Source organism: Spirosoma sp., assembly GCF_048594605.1.
GTDB lineage: Bacteria > Bacteroidota > Bacteroidia > Cytophagales > Spirosomataceae > Spirosoma.
The window spans coordinates 1-15669 of record NZ_JBMDWV010000421.1; the positions used below are offsets into that span (position 1 = coordinate 1).

The 15669-nt window shown below is 48.6% G+C and carries 14 protein-coding genes; 5 read left to right on the forward strand and 9 right to left on the reverse strand.

Going from position 1 to position 15669, the window contains the following annotated elements:
- Positions 1 to 198: 198 nt before the first annotated feature.
- The 8 genes from ACOJS8_RS26305 to rsmA form a co-directional block, all read right to left on the reverse strand.
- Positions 199 to 531 carry an MGMT family protein gene (locus tag ACOJS8_RS26305; RefSeq protein WP_420151534.1) on the reverse strand — a complete coding sequence of 111 codons (333 nt, stop codon included), beginning with the start codon at positions 529 to 531 and terminating at the stop codon, positions 199 to 201.
- Entirely contained in the window at positions 531 to 1103 is a 573-nt protein-coding gene (locus ACOJS8_RS26310; protein WP_420151535.1) for a DUF3109 family protein, read from the reverse strand. The genes ACOJS8_RS26305 and ACOJS8_RS26310 overlap by 1 nt, the downstream gene beginning before the upstream one ends.
- A gap of 126 nt (positions 1104 to 1229) precedes the next feature.
- Positions 1230 to 3767, reverse strand: coding sequence for a LysM peptidoglycan-binding domain-containing protein (locus tag ACOJS8_RS26315; protein WP_420151536.1), 2538 nt, complete (start codon positions 3765 to 3767; stop codon positions 1230 to 1232).
- Between the two features lie 32 nt (positions 3768 to 3799).
- A complete protein-coding gene (locus tag ACOJS8_RS26320; RefSeq protein ID WP_420151537.1) occupies positions 3800 to 4441 on the reverse strand; it encodes an O-methyltransferase in 642 nt (213 codons plus the stop codon).
- 95 nt (positions 4442 to 4536) lie between these two features.
- A complete protein-coding gene (gene dtd, locus ACOJS8_RS26325) occupies positions 4537 to 4989 on the reverse strand; it encodes a D-aminoacyl-tRNA deacylase (protein ID WP_420151538.1) in 453 nt (150 codons plus the stop codon).
- 65 nt (positions 4990 to 5054) lie between these two features.
- Entirely contained in the window at positions 5055 to 6203 is a 1149-nt protein-coding gene (locus tag ACOJS8_RS26330; RefSeq protein WP_420151539.1) for a serine hydrolase domain-containing protein, read from the reverse strand.
- Positions 6204 to 6304: 101 nt separating this feature from the next.
- Complete coding sequence (gene mgtE / locus ACOJS8_RS26335) at positions 6305 to 7657, reverse strand: magnesium transporter (RefSeq protein ID WP_420151540.1); 1353 nt, start codon at positions 7655 to 7657, stop codon at positions 6305 to 6307.
- 62 nt (positions 7658 to 7719) lie between these two features.
- Positions 7720 to 8511, reverse strand: a complete 792-nt coding sequence (rsmA, locus tag ACOJS8_RS26340) for a 16S rRNA (adenine(1518)-N(6)/adenine(1519)-N(6))-dimethyltransferase RsmA (RefSeq protein ID WP_420151541.1) — start codon at positions 8509 to 8511, stop codon at positions 7720 to 7722.
- Positions 8512 to 8962: 451 nt separating this feature from the next.
- On the opposite strand from rsmA, the gene ACOJS8_RS26345 reads away from it, so the two are divergent.
- Complete coding sequence (locus ACOJS8_RS26345) at positions 8963 to 9388, forward strand: EthD family reductase (RefSeq protein WP_420151542.1); 426 nt, start codon at positions 8963 to 8965, stop codon at positions 9386 to 9388.
- 59 nt (positions 9389 to 9447) lie between these two features.
- Positions 9448 to 9894, forward strand: coding sequence for an NAD(+)--rifampin ADP-ribosyltransferase (gene arr, locus ACOJS8_RS26350; RefSeq protein ID WP_420151543.1), 447 nt, complete (start codon positions 9448 to 9450; stop codon positions 9892 to 9894).
- An 84-nt stretch (positions 9895 to 9978) separates the two neighbouring features.
- Here arr and ACOJS8_RS26355 read toward each other — a convergent pair whose 3' ends face one another.
- The gene (locus ACOJS8_RS26355; RefSeq protein WP_420151544.1) at positions 9979 to 11781 is read right to left on the reverse strand and encodes an Ig-like domain-containing domain; all 1803 of its coding nucleotides are present in this window, start codon (positions 11779 to 11781) and stop codon (positions 9979 to 9981) included.
- 200 nt (positions 11782 to 11981) lie between these two features.
- Here ACOJS8_RS26355 and ACOJS8_RS26360 point away from each other — a divergent pair, with 200 nt between their 5' ends.
- From ACOJS8_RS26360 to ACOJS8_RS26370, 3 genes are all read left to right on the forward strand, one after another.
- A complete protein-coding gene (locus tag ACOJS8_RS26360; RefSeq protein ID WP_420151545.1) occupies positions 11982 to 13490 on the forward strand; it encodes a hypothetical protein in 1509 nt (502 codons plus the stop codon).
- A gap of 41 nt (positions 13491 to 13531) precedes the next feature.
- Positions 13532 to 14032 (forward strand): hypothetical protein, encoded by a 501-nt coding sequence (locus ACOJS8_RS26365; RefSeq protein ID WP_420151546.1) that lies wholly within the window; start codon positions 13532 to 13534, stop codon positions 14030 to 14032.
- Between the two features lie 110 nt (positions 14033 to 14142).
- The gene (locus ACOJS8_RS26370; RefSeq protein ID WP_420151547.1) at positions 14143 to 15633 is read left to right on the forward strand and encodes a hypothetical protein; all 1491 of its coding nucleotides are present in this window, start codon (positions 14143 to 14145) and stop codon (positions 15631 to 15633) included.
- Positions 15634 to 15669: the final 36 nt, after the last annotated feature.

A 15669-nucleotide genomic window follows, 5' to 3' on the forward strand; every position in this document is an offset into this window, starting at 1 on the left:
AAATCAATATTTTCATTCAAAGGGAAGCCTATAAGCCTGATTATATCGAAGTGAAGGAGCAACTTTGTATTACCACAAAAAAATTAGGTTCCGGCCTACTTTATTGAAATTATAAAATACTCACTTACAACCACTTACTGAAGTAGCCGCCTTGTATGATTAAGCTTGTTTTCTATTAATCTCTGGAATGGTTACAGACTAGATTGCTAACTCAATGGCGGGGTCCCAGAACAGTTTTTTAAAATCAACGACTTTGTCATTGTCAACCCGAACGCCTTCATCTTCCAGAAGGCGCTGCATTATATCCGGTCCTCCAAAGAAGTGCTTCCCGGACAATACCCCAACGCTGTTAACAACTCGGTGCGCTGGTACGTCAGGGCGGTTATGGCACCCATTCATGGCCCAGCCAACCATTCTGGCGCCTGCCCGCAGACTCAGGTAACGGGCAATAGTTCCGTAGGTTGTAACGCGCCCTTTAGGAACTAATCGCACTACCTCATAAACTTCCTCGAAATAGTCGCGCTGCTCCATTAACCTTCCGTGGGATTTTCAATCGCCTGCGTTAATTTCCCATACCATTCTTCACCATACGCCCGGATTAGCGCTTCGCGGACAAATTTATAGATTGGTACGTTCAACTGCTCGCCGAAACCGCAGGCTGGACTACAGATGGGCCAGCGGTCGTAATTGAGCGCATGAAAAGCTTCATATTTCGTAACCCGAATCGGATACAGATGGCAGGAAATAGGTTTTTTCCAATCTACTTTCCCGTCGTTATACGCTTCTTCAATACCGCATTTAAGAATTCCCTGCTTATTCCAGGTAGCATATACACACTCCCGGCCACCAACGGTACTTGTTACAAAACCACCGTCGCCATCGGGTTCGTATCCTCCTTTCTGCTCAATCACCCGAATACCTTCGGGCGAGAGATAAGGTTTTATATCGTTATAAATCCGGTCTAAGATAGCCGGTTCGTCACCCTCGAGCGGAGCGCCCATGTCGCCCTCAACGCAGCAGGCACCTTTGCATTTATCTAAGTTGCAGACAAAAAACTTTTCAGCGACATCATCGCTGATACAGGTATTTTCAATCAGGATCATAAGCGTAGTACGAACTCGCTAAACAGAAAGTTCGCAGATCATTTAGTAAAGATACAACGTAGTGAACAATGGAAAAAGCCGCCCACAACGGGCGGCTTTTTCATAAAACGAAAAGTAGTTCGATGATTACGGTTTCGCTACTCTGATTTTCTGACCTTCCCGAACGTAGGCCGTCGTGAGATTATTCCATTCCTGAAGTTCAGGAACGCTTACGCCATAAATTTTGGAAATCCGGAACAGGTTCTCGCCTTTTGCTACGGTGTGATACGTAGCGCTTGACTGCTGAGGAGCCGACAACGATTCAGATGATTTTTTGGTCAAGACAGTTGATTCTGCTTTCGATTCCGTTTTGGTCGTAACGGGCTCCGTTTTCGTATAAGCTTGTTCTGTCTTTTCGCCATTCATCACTTTCAGCTTCTGACCGGCTTCCAGCTTGTTCTCGAGTGTACGGTTGTTTAACTCCAGCAGGTCGTTAAGTTTCAGCCCGTATTTTCTGGCGATACCGTAGTACGTTTCTCCTTTCTCGACAATGTGGGTCGTTACGGAGCGAGTGGCACTATTCGACGTAGTGGATTTCTTCTCGGTTACTGTTTCTGTCGCAGCCGGTTTCTCGACCGACGGGCTGCTGACCCGCTCTGGTTTTTTCTCGGCCATCGTGGGGGCAGGGGCCACAGTTTTCTTCTCTATTTTCTCCGGAGTCGTCGAAGCAAGCGTTTCAGCTTCACGTCTGTCGGCCTTAATTACAGCCGGGGCAGTCTGACGAACCGGGGCTTTCGTTTCCACTGAAACAATCGAGCCGTCGGCCTGTTGCTCACTAGGCCCTGTATAACCGCCTGCTGGGCTGGAAGCCGAAGGAGTTTTGGCTGGTTTTGTCCGTGTGTACGTATTTGACTCCCGAACCGACTTCGCACCACTCGGCGTCCATCCATCTTCAGACGAACCCGTTTTCTCTCTGTCAACAACCTCCGGGGTTGTCGCAACGGGTACCGTCTTGGTGGTACCGTCCGCATCCTGCGCTCTGACAATAACGACCCGCTGCGATCCTTCAGAACTGGCTGGGCTACTGCTGGTAGCCGGGGCCGGACGGCTTGGTGATACGGAAGCGGGTTGCGTTACAGGTTGTGTAGTTGCGGGGGCAGCTGCGCCATCATTGGGTGTTACGCCCCCTCCAACCAGTTTAGGCTGATAGAGTTTTCGCTCAGACGGATTGCGCGGTACGCCCTCGCTTCCGCTAACGGAACGATTAACATTACCGGTGCCACGTTCGGTGGCAGGCGCTGTAGCTACTACGTCCTGACGAGCGGGCGGTGCGGGGGTCTGATCGTAAACAGGTGGGGTTGGTGCATTGATAATTTCAACAGGTGTTTTGGCCGGACGACGCTCACGCAGCCACATAACACGACCCGCTGCCAGTTGCTGGCCACGGTCGACCCGGTTGAATCGCAGTAATTTCCGAAGCCGTAACCCGTAGCGTTGCGAAATACTGTGCGATGTTTCTCCTTCTCGAACCGTATGGAACGGCACCAGTGCTTTTTTTCGCTTTTTGGATAAATAATAGATATCGTTCACGATGATTCGGTCCGATTCGTCCAGATCATTATAGCGTAAAAAGCTCGACAGGCTGATCTTAGCTTTACGAGACAGCGTCGTTACGTTATCCCCAGCCTGTGCCTGAATTCCCGGCAAACCATTGATTTCGTACAGAATCGGGGCATTCTTCCCCGCCGTAGCGGTAGTCACCCGACGCAAAACCGGGAAACCAACGTCGCTCTGCGCTACTTCAGGTGAATTGCCGACGCCTGTAGGAACCGTACCGATTTTTTGCCGCACATCATTGATCTGATTGCTAACTACCGGAATCGCCAGTACATAAGCTTTGTCGGTCGGTACGGCTTCACCCAGCACCCAGCGGTTATACTTGCGAAGTTCGAATTCATCAACACCCAATTCCTCCGCAATCGCTTTCATGGTTTTGCCACCGCCTTTCGGATATTCGATCAGCGCGAAGCGATTGCTGTTCTGGTGCGTTTTCAAGGCATTTTCAATGGCCACTTTATGCGCAAAAAACCGTAAAATATACCGGTCAGTCCGGCCGTCGAGGGCCACTTCACGAGCATAGGCCCAGTCGGGCGGAATCAGCTTGGTAATTCCGGTAGCGCCCAAGTAGTACGAGTACAGCGATGCCACCCAGTTATTAAACTGCGCATTACTCTTTTTCAGATACGTAGCGGCCGCGCGGGTCGAGGCCGTAATACTTTTCCGTTCATCAATTTCCTCGTCGACCCGAATCCCGTTTAGCGCGGCCGTTTCCTTTTTAAATTGCCAGTAACCAACAGCATTAGACGTCGATACGGCGTCGGGTGAAAGTGAGCTTTCCTGTACGGCAAGGTATTTAAAATCCGTTGGGACTTTCTCACTGATCAGAATCGACTCAATCATGGGAAAGTACAGCACGACGCGATCCAGCTTCGCCAGCCAGTACTGCTGATTGGTCATGAGTGCATTAACGTCCTGCTGCACAATACGCCGGGCATCGGGGTCCAGAGCCACCGACATATCCGCAAAGGTTAGCCGTTCCGGTACAACGGGCGGACTCATTTGCGCCGACGTAACGAAATGAGTCAGAAGAAAAAGAAGTAGTAAGGAATAAGTCTGTTTTTTCATAGATCGCACCGCTACGGCGGCTCATTTCATACTTATAATTTTCGCATTACCATCATCCCGTCGCGCACGGGCAACAATACATTCTCAACGCGCGAGTCATCCTGGATTTTCTGATTAAACGCCATAACAGCTATCGTATCCAGGTCAGCCGGTTTTATCGGCGTCACAACTTTGCCACTCCACAGTACATTATCGGCCAAAATAAAGCCACCCGGGCGAACTTTATCAATAATCAAATCAAAATATAAACTATTATTCCGTTTGTCGGCGTCGATGAACACCAAATCAAACGTATCGTCAAGCAGGGGACGTATATCAGAGGCTAACCCCAGTCGAAAATCAATCTTATCATTTAGGGGCGATTGCTGCCAGTAGGACCGCGCAAAACCTTCGAGTTCTTCATTATGATCGATGGTGATGAGCCGCCCATCTTCGGTCAGCCCTTCAGCGAGACAAAGCGCCGAATATCCCGTATACGTACCAATTTCAAGAATACAACGAGGACGTATCATCCAGGAAATCATCGACAAAAAACGTCCTTGCATATGCCCCGACAACATGCGGGGTGCCATAACGTGAGCGCGCGTGTTTCGATTGAGTTGATAGAGCAACGCACTTTCGGGCGACGTGTACGTTTCGGCGTAAGAACTTATGTCAGCAGGTAAAAAATCCATTCGACTAGTCGCCTGCCATACTCGCTAACATGGCAGGAAAGGGCTGGTTTCAGTAAAAGTAACGGATAGATACAATAAATTGGTAATCGAATACCTTAAATCCGGTTTTTTGAATCAATTATTATTGTCACAGGACCATCATTCAGTAACAAAACTTTCATATCGGCCCCAAACTCCCCGGTTTGAATGGATTTCCCTAAATCCGCCGATAATTGAGCAATCATGGCTTCGTAAAGCGGAATCGCTACGTCGGGTCGGGCGGCCTCAATAAAACTCGGCCGATTTCCTTTCTTGGTGTTGGCATGAAGCGTAAACTGACTGATCAGCAATACGTTACCATCCACAGCGGCTAAGTCCAGGTTCATTTTTCCTTCCGCATCACCGAAAATTCGCATACCAACGATTTTCTTACTAAGCCACGCTACGTCCTCCTGTGTGTCGGTGTGTGTAACTCCAAGAAGGACTAGAAAACCTGTGCCGATCTGGCCTTTTATCTGATTATCAATCGTAACGGAAGCTTGCGTAACGCGCTGAATAACGGCGATCATGAAATCGTTTTTAGTAACAGTCCGGCAAAAATAAGGACGAAGTCGGACGTAGTAATGCCGTTAACTCATTGCTTTTTATTTCCTGATTTTTCGTTGAATGACCGTATGTAAAGAAGCGCGATGTCCTGAGCCATCTGTACTGGTTCGTCGCCTTCGCCATTGGTCAGCACAACAACCGAGATTCCTGACTGCGGAAACCGCGCATACTCTGTACGAAATCCGGGCAATGATCCACTATGATGGATTCGCTGAACACCCTGCAGCGAATCGACCCGCCAGCCAAATCCGTACGGGTATGAAGAGCCATTGCTGAGCAAAACGGGTGTCCACATCTGTTTTCGGCTGGCTTGTGTCAGAATTTTGTCGGTATATAAAGCCGCATCCCACTTTGCCAGATCCAGCACGGTCGACAAAAAGGCGCCACTCGGACGTAGCGCCCGGTACGGAATAGCCCGGTGCAACTGATCTGCCTCCCATTCGTAGCCATCTACCCGATTCGGTACCAGTTCGCTTAACGTAGTGGTGCGGGTGGCCGTCATGCCTACAGGCTCAAAAACCCGCTGTTTGAGAAAAACATCCCAGGGCTGCCCCGATACTTTGCGAATGATGTCGGCCAGAGCGAAATAGCCAACGTTGCAATATTGCCATTTGGAACCAATGGGAAATTGCAGCGGCAACGAAAACGCCGACTGCACGATTACTGAATCGGGCTGTCTTTTGGCGGAGTTAAAAGCAGGCCCTTCCCGAACAATTCCAGACGTGTGCGACAGCAAATGACGTAGCGTAATGCCCTGCCACGTTTGAGGTGCCTGTGGGTAGTATTTGTGAATTTCGTCATCGAGCTTCAGTTTACCGTCCTGAGCCAGCAGCTGAATACCCGTAGCAATAAACTGTTTGCTAATCGACGCGATTGCGTACACACTCTGTGGCGATGCTGCTACGTTCAACTCAACATTAGCCAGCCCGTACCCTTTTGCCAGCACTACGTTTCCCTGATGCACAACCGCAATGGACGCTCCCGGCATATGATTCGCGCTCATCCGTTTCCTCACAATTGCATCGACACTATCCGCAGAAACTGCACGTACTGACTGCGCCTGGCTCCAGCCGGGAAGAAGCAGAAAAAACAAAACCAGGATTGAAAATATGGGGCCTTGATACGTTCGTGCGGCTGTAAAAGGCACGTAGCATAGGGAGAACGTAGTTAATCGCATAGAATTGGTGGAGACTGGTTTTAGGCAAAATAAACACCCTATCGGGTTAATCCAACCAATCGTGTCGGCACGGTCGTGAATCCAGCCAATAGCCGTGCTGCTTAAAGCTCGGTCAACAACAATTGCGCAATCAGAAAATAGACGCCGATGCCAATCAGATCGTTAGCGGTAGTGATAAACGGTCCTGACGCTATGGCGGGGTTTATGCCAATCCGATTGAGTAACAACGGCGTTACGGTACCCATAAACGACGCTAACAACACAACCGACAAGAGCGAGGTAGCCACCACAAAAAACAAACGCGGTTCGCCAATAATGAACGTATACACACCCGCAATCACCCCAACCACCAGACCGTTGATAATCGCCACCAAAAGCGTCCGGAGTAATCGTTTCGCCATGGTTATACTTAATCCAGACGTATCGGTCAGGCTTTGCAGAATCAGCGACGACGTCTGAATACCAACGTTACCGCCTGTTGATCCAATGATGGGAATGAACGCAGCCAGAGCCGCTACCTTGCCCAGTTCACTCTGAAAACCATTGATAACCGTTGCTGCCAGCAAACTGCCTATAGCCCCAGCCACCAGCCACGGAAGCTGTACTTTTGAGCGTTGCCAAACGCTGTCGTCGTCTTCCGCTTCGCCCGATAGACCCGAAATCACCTGAATGTCTTCTTCGGCCTGCTCCGTAATTACGTCCACTACGTCATCGATGGTGATACGTCCCAATAACCGTTGCTGCACGTTAACAACCGGAATAGCGTCCAGGTCATATTTCTGCATCACTTCGGCCACTTCGGCAACCGGACGGTACGTTTCGACAAACACTACGTCATCGTCGTAGATATCGGCAATTTTGGCGTTTTTGCGAGCCAGTACAATCTTCTTCAGGGATACTAGCCCAAGCAGCTTTCCGGCATCATCCACTACGTAGACAGCATAGACATTTTCGACATCTTCGGCCTGCTGACGGATTTCTTCGATGCAGGCGTTTACAGTCAGATTGACGTTGATACGTATCAACTCCTTCTGCATCAGACTACCCGCCACTCCATCTTCGTAGTGAAGCAAATCCAGAATGAAGCGTGCCTGCTCACGATCTTCCAGCAAACCAATCACCTCCTCGCGCGTCTGAATGGGCTGCTGATTCAGTACATCCACCGCATCGTCCGAATCCATCTGATTGATGAATGGCGCAATTTCTTCGGATGAAAAGAGTTTAAGCAGATTCGTTCGCTCCACCGGATCGAGGTTCGCGATAATCTCCGCCCCAACTGACTTATCCACCAAACTCAGCAGGTAATGCGCCGACTCAGGCTCCAGTTCATCCAGGATCCCCGAAATGTCAGCCGGGAACAACTCCGCCATCTCGGTTTGCAGAAGTTCGACATCCCCTGCTTCAATAGCAGCCTGAATATGATTAAGATAGTCCTGGGTAAGTTCGAAAGTCATAATTCAATGAATAATGAGGAATGGATAATGGTTTTGCAAGGCGGCTCATTATACATTGGGCATTATTCATTCGTCATTAAACGAGTAAGGTCCACAAAATCCGCTACGCTTAATTGCTCAGCCCGCTTGTCCATGAACGGACTGCTGAGTGCAGCTTCGGGAGGATTGAGCGGTTTTAGCGCGTTACGTAGTGTCTTACGGCGTTGATTGAACCCATGTTTGACAACCTGCACAAACTTCCGCTCATCGCATCCCAGATCGGTCTTATTGTTACGTCGGAGCGAAATAACGCCTGAATGCACTTTAGGCGGGGGATTAAACACATCAGGTGGTACGGTGAATTCGTATTTGATATCGTACCAGGCTTGCAGTAATACACTCAGAATTCCGTAATCTTTATTGCCTGGCCCCGATGCGACGCGCTGCGCTACCTCCCGCTGAAACATACCCACCACTTCGGGTACGCGGTCGCGCATATCGAGCACTTTGAAAAGAATCTGTGTTGAAATGTTATAGGGGAAATTACCAATTACGGCAAACGGCTCGGTGTTTCCCGGCTGTTTGGTCGGCAGCAAATCGGGACGAATATTCAGAAAATCAGCCGGTAAAATGTTACCATCTAACGCTGGAAAATGTTGCTTGAGATAGTCTACTGACTCGCGGTCAATCTCGATCACGTACGTATCAAACTGGTTTTTCTCCAGCAGAAACTGCGTCAGTACGCCCATTCCTGGACCAATTTCAAGTATCTTGTTGTAGCCCCCGTGGCCCGTCAGTAAGTCAGCGATACGTTGGGCAATGCTAAGGTCTTTGAGAAAGTGCTGACCGAGTTCTTTTTTGGGCTTTACATACATGATCCGGTGGTTTTCGGCCGCTTTGGCTAATCTGACGCAAAGGTACGGGCTGTCACCTGAATTATAGTCTACCTCTCCATTACCCTTTTGTTGAATTTAATCTGTACGCAGAAATAAATTTCCGTAGCATGTGCCTTCATTTATACTACATCTACTACGTATCAACCGTTTACTAATTTCGGCAAGTTGTGTTTGGAGCTACCTCATTCAATTTGTTCACTGAGCCGATAAAACAGTTTACCTATCACCAAAGAACTCAAAGCAGTCAAAATTTGACGAATATCACTTTACAGATTTGAGCAACTATGTTGGTGCAGGTAAAAAAGTGTTTCTATTTTCGATTCTGTGCGACAGTCCCGAAGCAATGGCCCGATGGTGTTTCCCACCCGTCAGAAATCTGATTTTCATTGCGTTTTATTAGCTTCGCACTGGACGACAAAAAAACACCATCATGAAAAGCAAACTCGCATTAGTTGTCTTATCGCTGGGCCTGTGTTTTTCAGCATTTGCCCAACAAAAGCAAGATCCTAAATCCGAAAACAAAGCGGATAGCGCCGAAAAAGGGCTGACTAAGGTAACCGTTTTGTACCCGTATGCAGAAGGCAAAACCTTCGACATGGATTATTACGAAAAAAATCATATGCCTTTCGTTGCCCGTCTGTTGGGATCTAATCTGGTACGCTATACCATCGAAAAAGGGATTTCAAATGGAATGCCCAATGCTCCCTTACCTTTTATGGCTATTGGCAGTTTTTATGTAAAGAGCCTCCCAGATTATCAGGCGGCTATCACTCCGAATAGAGATGCGATACGAGCCGATTTTCCCAAATACACCAACATCACTCCTACCATACTGATTAGTGAGGTAATCAAGTGATTGGTATAGCCACACCACAGCCCTATACGAACAATACTCAACTCGACGATCTAAACACAATGAAAAAAAACCAACCCGAAAACCCATTAAATACGCCTTCCTACAGCCCATTTGCGCAAACATTTTTCCACGGAACAAAAGCGGATCTGAAGGTTGGCGACTTAATACAAGTTGGTTTCAACTCAAACTACGTTCAGGATTATAAGCTGAATCACATTTATTTGACTGCAACGCTCGACGCGGCTGTCTGGGGAGCCGAGCTTGCCTTTGGCGAAGGACGGGAACGAATTTATTTAGTTGAACCAACCGGCGCAATTGAAGACGACCCAAACGTAACCGACAAGAAGTTCCCGGGGAATCCCACCATGTCTTATCGCTCACTCCATCCGTTTAAAGTTGTTGGCGAGGTTACGCTCTGGCAGGGGCACTCACCCGAACAGATCAAAGCCATGAAAGACGGTTTAGCCAAGCTGAAGGAAAAAGGGTCTGATACAATAATAAACTAAGCGACATATAGACGCTGGCTACGCATGGGCAAGTTGCCGGGCGACAGAAAACACATACCAAGTGTGGCAATTTACCCAGCGCGTCTAAAAATCAATATCCGTTAACTCAAAATTCTGCTTAACCCGTATCGAGCCATCTTCCTCAGAGCCAGGCGCGTAAATTATACGTTCGGGCTGGGTTCCTTTCTGTACGTTGCCGATGTCGCGCTTTCGGTTGCCATTGGCGTCAATAATCAGACGAACGCGGTACAGCCCCGGCTTGAGCCGGGCAAAACTGTAATTGGGCGTATCATATACCGCTCGCAGCACTTTATACTTTTCGTCCAGTAGCTCCACAATGAACTTTGTTCCGGGAGGCCCCAGCGAAGCAGGATTAATACGTCCAGCCAGTAGTCCATAACTATCCTCCTCGGCAATTAAGTAGCGGGTTGAATACCGCGGCAACGTATCGCCCTGGACACTGATGAACGATCCTTTCTGCAGGCGAAACAGCAACGTATCGCGCAAACTGGTTTTTTGCCTGATTACCAGCCGCGAATTGTTGTTGCTCCATTCCAGATTGGCGGGCGTCAATTTTAGCGGTTTCGTGCTGTCCGGCCCAATCACAATTAAATCCGTTTTGTACTGGAAAACAGGCTTGTTGAACACCAGCGTGAACTCCAGGTTGTTGTCCAGTGGTTCGGTCGATGCGGGCGTTAACTGCACCGACAAAGGAGTTCGGTTTTTAGCCCGTGTTTTTAAAGGAGAAAAATAGACACGCTCCCGCAGTTCCGTTACGTTCCCAACCGAATCTTCGGCCATGATGGTCAAATGCAACGTATCGTCGGCGGCCCGATTCGCTGGCCGGAACAATCGAATCATCTTCGGATTTTCCAGGAACGATACCAGCGTATCCTTCGACGACGTAGTAGCGGTTGCTGACGTAGTGGTCGTGGATACGGCCGACGTGGATACGGCCGACGTGGATACGGCCGACGTGGATATGGCCGACGTGGACGTAGCGGGTGTGGCCGTTGTGGATGTTGCGGTCGTAGACGTAGCGGTTGTAGACGTTGGATTAGCAAACCGACCGTAGCGAATTTTATAACTGGCAATTCCGCTGCTCAATTCGAGGCCCAGGGTTTCGTCGGTACGTTCACGGCGGCTGATTCGGGGTTTACCATATCCACGAAACGCCACCAGATTGATATCGGTGTAATTTCTGTTAAAGTTCAGCACACTATCCCGAAACGCCACGCGCTCACCCGGCGTGTTGTTCACCAGATTCAAATCCTTATCGTCGAAACCATACACTTTGTACGGACCGGCTTTTACATTCTCAATCCGGTAATTTCCGTTGCTATCCGTTCGGGCAAAATATTGCGGACGTTTCCGGTTGATGGGCAACGTATCCGTCGACGCAAATAATCCTATAACGAAACCCAGAAGTGGCAGGCGCGTTTCATCGTCTACAACATTGCCCGTCAGATAAAGCGAGTCGATCTGCGGGCCGGTACTGAACACCACTTTTGTATTTTTCGCTACGTTTCGTTCCGTAATGTCTTTAATGCCGTCCGCAAAATCAATCGTGTACGTTGTGTTGGGCAGAAACGGTTTGTTAAACGTCAGCCGAACACCTTCTGGTAGCGACTTCACTACGTACGTATTGCTGTCCTGCGGAGTAATCGTGATTTTTGCCTGAAGATTTTCGCTGTTCACATATTCATCAAACTCCAGCTCAACTGTTTTGCCTTTATAATTTAATTGACGGGCAGTCGGCATGCTGCTCACCAGTTTTGGAGCCAGCGTATCCTTTTTGCCACCGGGCGGCTGAGCAACCTGAGCACAGTTTTGAAGAAAAATTGGAAGTGCCAGTAAAAAACTTAAAACAATGTGGCGAAGCGTCATGTCATCAAAATAAGACTACAAAGGTAAACGTCCGTTTATCGTTTACTGGTACCGATTGACATAAAATGCCCATCTGGTTCGTTACGTTGTATAGAAATTTAAGAAATTTTAAAAGTCGCTTACCCAACAGGAGGATAGTGCAGGCGAAGTTTAGGGGTTTGCGTTACATAGTTGGCTTATCTAATCATTAAAAAACGTTCATGATCTGCACCCGTTTTTGCTCGTTGCTGCTGCTTGTTACTACGACGATTGGCTTTGTTGGCTGTTCCAGTTCAACCGACCAGCTCGACGATAAAATCAGTGATGCGCTCGACGACAATACCATCGATGTCGCCGAGGCCGATGCACTACGAACCTTCATTGGTCAGGAAAGCAAAGTGCTTGGCAAAGACAAGAAAACGGCCGCTCTGATTACGCCTGACGGAGAAATTGATGAATCGGCTTTACTTGCTTATGTTAAACGAAACCGGACGTACCGAAAATTAGCGAAAGACGGAAAAAATCCGACGGTCAATCTGTCGGGAGCGGCTGCTACGTCGTCGAAACCGTTACGTCTGAAACTATATCTCGAAGCCAGCGCCAGTATGTTTCCCTACGACGCTCCCGGCGGCAATGGCTCCTTCAAACGGGCGCTCAACGACGTACTGACCCAATTTGACGCCGTCAATCCAAATCAGGGAAAATTGTACGTAGTCAACACCGAAGTCAACGATCTGGGCCTATCGCTCTCGCAGTTTTTCAAAGAGAAAAATATTTTTACGGTTGCCAAAACGAAAGGCAAAACAACCAGCACTGACTTCGAGAAAATTTTCGGCGACATTCTTCAGAATACATCGGGTGATGAGTTGAGTGTACTGGTTTCCGACCTGATTTACTCTGATCCAAGTCTGACGGGCATGAGTGCGCAGAAAACGCTCGACGCGGCCAGTTCGCTGCTCACAACGGTGTTCAATCCATACGCCAGTACGCACTCGATGCTGGTTATCAAACTTAAAGCCGATTTCGACGGTACGTATTATAGCTGGAACAACGCGAAGAAAAAATATTCGGGCGAACGGCCGTATTATCTGTGTCTGATCGGACGTAACGAAACCATGCAGCGGCTTTATCAGGACGCTACGTATCAGACCATCCGGCGATTCGATCAATTGCCAGGTTATAGCGATTCGTGGTTTTTTGGTCGAGATGATAAGGCTATTACGCCTTTCTATTCCATTTTAGTAAATGATCCGTCGCGCAAAGGACGTTTCAAACGGTCGAACGAGGAGATACGCAGCCATGCAAAAGCGGTTCATGAACTTACGGACGTACAACCCGACGTAACGGATAAAAGTCTGGCAATTCCAATCGCCGTCGATTTGTCGGCGCTACGTTTGCCGGCATCACTGCTTACAGATGCGAGTCAGTACGTAGTAGAAGGGAAAGATAATTTCCGCGTTACGTCGGTACAGACGTATTCAGGCGCCAACGGCACTACACACAAATTATTGATTTCCACGGCCAAACCCGCTCGTGGAGAACGTAGCGCCACGATTCGATTACGTCGGCAGTTTCCGCCCCGTTGGATCGCGAATACAACGACAACGAACGATGCTTCGCCCGATGCCAACACGACGTTCGGGCTCGAAAATCTGCTAGAAGGCGTCGAACGCGCCTACAACCCTAATAACCAAACCGAATATTTCACGTTAAAAATTAAAATTGAGTAATAAGTGATGTACGATGAGTGATGAATGATAAGTAAAAGCTAATGCGTTACCTAGTCATCACTTATCGCTTATCACTCATCGCTCATCTCATTCACAACATGGAAGAATCCCTCTATAATTTTTACAACTTGTTTGTCAACAGCAGCCTGCTGGAAGATCTGTATCAGGAAGAATTGCTGTCACCGATGACCTGGACGGCCATTGGCATTGCCTTCGTCGTGGCGTTTGCGTTCTACATCTGGCCATTTAACAAAGTGAGTTTCAGCAGTATGGGTAGCTGGCTCCTGATGACGGGCGTTAGCTCGCTGCTGTTGTTCATCATTACGTTGGTAACCTGTTATCAGAAAGCCAATCAGGAAATCCCGCGCGATAAAGCCGACCCTGAGCAGGGAAATCTGTTCGATCAGGGCGTCAGTGTGTTCCTGAGTTATGCCTTCGAAATGGCGTTACTAACCGCTCTCATCTTCTTTCTCATCTCGATGGTGATGAAAAATTTCAGTAAAAACGCAAAACACCGGCCGATGCTTTGGCCTTCGAAATAACGTTTCCTGTTCACTGTTTTCCGTTTACTGTCTTCTGTTAGCTGACGCGAGAATAGCTAATGCGCCAGCCAGCAGAAGACGGTGAACGGAAGACAGAAAACTAACAATTTATGGCTAAATTATTTGTCTTCGCCATTGGCGGAACGGGTTCACGAGTGCTGAAAGCCCTGACGTTTTTGCTGGCGTCGGGCGTGAAGCTCAACAATACCGACGAGGTAATCCCGATTGTGCTGGACCCTCACGCAACCAACGACGATCTGCTACGTACCAAAGATCTGCTACGTGAATACGGCAACATCCGCGCGGGTCTTCAGAACAAACCAACGGAGGGCTTTTTCAGCACCGAAATTAAAACCCTGAACCGCTCGATTGGTGGCAACGCAACCATTGCCGATACGTATGTTTTTGAACTACAGGGCGTTCAGCAGGAGAAATTCCGGGATTATATCAACTACGAAGGGCTCGACGCGCCCGCCAAAGCCTTTGCCAGTCTGCTGTTTTCGGAAGAAAATCTGGAAACAAAAATGGATATTGGCTTCGTCGGTAATCCCAACATTGGCAGTACCGTACTAAATCAGTTCCGGTATTCAGATGTGTTTCAGGCATTTGCCGAGAACTTTGGGGCCAACGACCGGATTTTTATCATCAGTTCAATTTTTGGTGGTACAGGTGCAGCAGGTTTTCCAATTCTGCTCAAAAATATTCGGGGGGCGCAGGCTATTGGTCAGATTCCGAACCCGGCGTTTCTGCGCGATGCCAAAATTGGCGCCGTTACGGTGATGCCGTATTTCAGCCTGACCACCAACGAAAACAAACTGATTGACCCGGCGTCGTTCATTGCCAAAACCAAAGCGGCTCTGGGCTATTATCAAAAAGGCGTAAACCCGTCGGTTAACGCACTGTACTACATCGGCGACGACCAGACGAAAGCGTACACGTACGACCCTGGCGCGGGCGGCCAGAAAAACGAAGCGCACTTTGTGGAAATGGCGTCGGCGCTCTCAATTGTCGACTTTATGAATACCGACGATAGCAGTCTGGCCGTATCGAACGGGCGTCCAGTCAATCCGGTGTATAAAGAATTTGGTATTGAGCAGGATGGCATCAGCATTCAGTTGGGCAATCTGGCGGCCGCAACGAAGCAGATTATCAGCCTACCGCTTTCGAAAATGGCGCTGTTCAGTACGTATCTGAACCAACGAATCCGGCAGGCTGCGGGTACGGTTCAGTGGGCCAAAGCGAATCCTCAGATTTCGACCTCGTTCATAAACTCAGGCTTTTTCAATAGCGTAAAAAATTTCGATACGGCCTTCCGGCAGTGGCTAACGGAGATGCGGGAAAACAAGCGGTCGTTCGAGCCGTTTTTGCTCGATGCGGGTAATCTGGGGCATACCGTTCGCGGTTTTGAACCGAAAAAGAAAAGTCTGTTCGGCGGTGAGTCGGATGTAAAACTCGACATTGTGGACGACTTCGACCAGACATTGAACAAAACCGCCGAAGGGAAAGCCTACGGCAGTGAAGCCGATAAATTTATCCAGTTATTTTCAGAAGGCACCGACCGGTTTGTTCGCGAAAAACTACCGAAAGTGATGGACTATTAACGAGTTTTCTGTTTTCCGTTTACTGTCTTCTGTTGC

Excerpts from the sequence above, each read along its gene's own strand:
- ACOJS8_RS26305 (WP_420151534.1), bottom strand. The coding sequence starts at position 531 with ATGGAGCAGCGCGACTATTTCGAGGAAGTTTATGAGGTAGTGCGATTA.
- ACOJS8_RS26310 (WP_420151535.1), bottom strand. The coding sequence starts at position 1,103 with ATGATCCTGATTGAAAATACCTGTATCAGCGATGATGTCGCTGAAAAG.
- ACOJS8_RS26315 (WP_420151536.1), bottom strand. The coding sequence starts at position 3,767 with ATGAAAAAACAGACTTATTCCTTACTACTTCTTTTTCTTCTGACTCAT.
- ACOJS8_RS26320 (WP_420151537.1), bottom strand. The coding sequence starts at position 4,441 with ATGGATTTTTTACCTGCTGACATAAGTTCTTACGCCGAAACGTACACG.
- dtd (WP_420151538.1), bottom strand. The coding sequence starts at position 4,989 with ATGATCGCCGTTATTCAGCGCGTTACGCAAGCTTCCGTTACGATTGAT.
- ACOJS8_RS26330 (WP_420151539.1), bottom strand. The coding sequence starts at position 6,203 with ATGCGATTAACTACGTTCTCCCTATGCTACGTGCCTTTTACAGCCGCA.
- mgtE (WP_420151540.1), bottom strand. The coding sequence starts at position 7,657 with ATGACTTTCGAACTTACCCAGGACTATCTTAATCATATTCAGGCTGCT.
- rsmA (WP_420151541.1), bottom strand. The coding sequence starts at position 8,511 with ATGTATGTAAAGCCCAAAAAAGAACTCGGTCAGCACTTTCTCAAAGAC.
- ACOJS8_RS26345 (WP_420151542.1), top strand. The coding sequence starts at position 8,963 with ATGAAAAGCAAACTCGCATTAGTTGTCTTATCGCTGGGCCTGTGTTTT.
- arr (WP_420151543.1), top strand. The coding sequence starts at position 9,448 with ATGAAAAAAAACCAACCCGAAAACCCATTAAATACGCCTTCCTACAGC.
- ACOJS8_RS26355 (WP_420151544.1), bottom strand. The coding sequence starts at position 11,781 with ATGACGCTTCGCCACATTGTTTTAAGTTTTTTACTGGCACTTCCAATT.
- ACOJS8_RS26360 (WP_420151545.1), top strand. The coding sequence starts at position 11,982 with ATGATCTGCACCCGTTTTTGCTCGTTGCTGCTGCTTGTTACTACGACG.
- ACOJS8_RS26365 (WP_420151546.1), top strand. The coding sequence starts at position 13,532 with ATGCGTTACCTAGTCATCACTTATCGCTTATCACTCATCGCTCATCTC.
- ACOJS8_RS26370 (WP_420151547.1), top strand. The coding sequence starts at position 14,143 with ATGGCTAAATTATTTGTCTTCGCCATTGGCGGAACGGGTTCACGAGTG.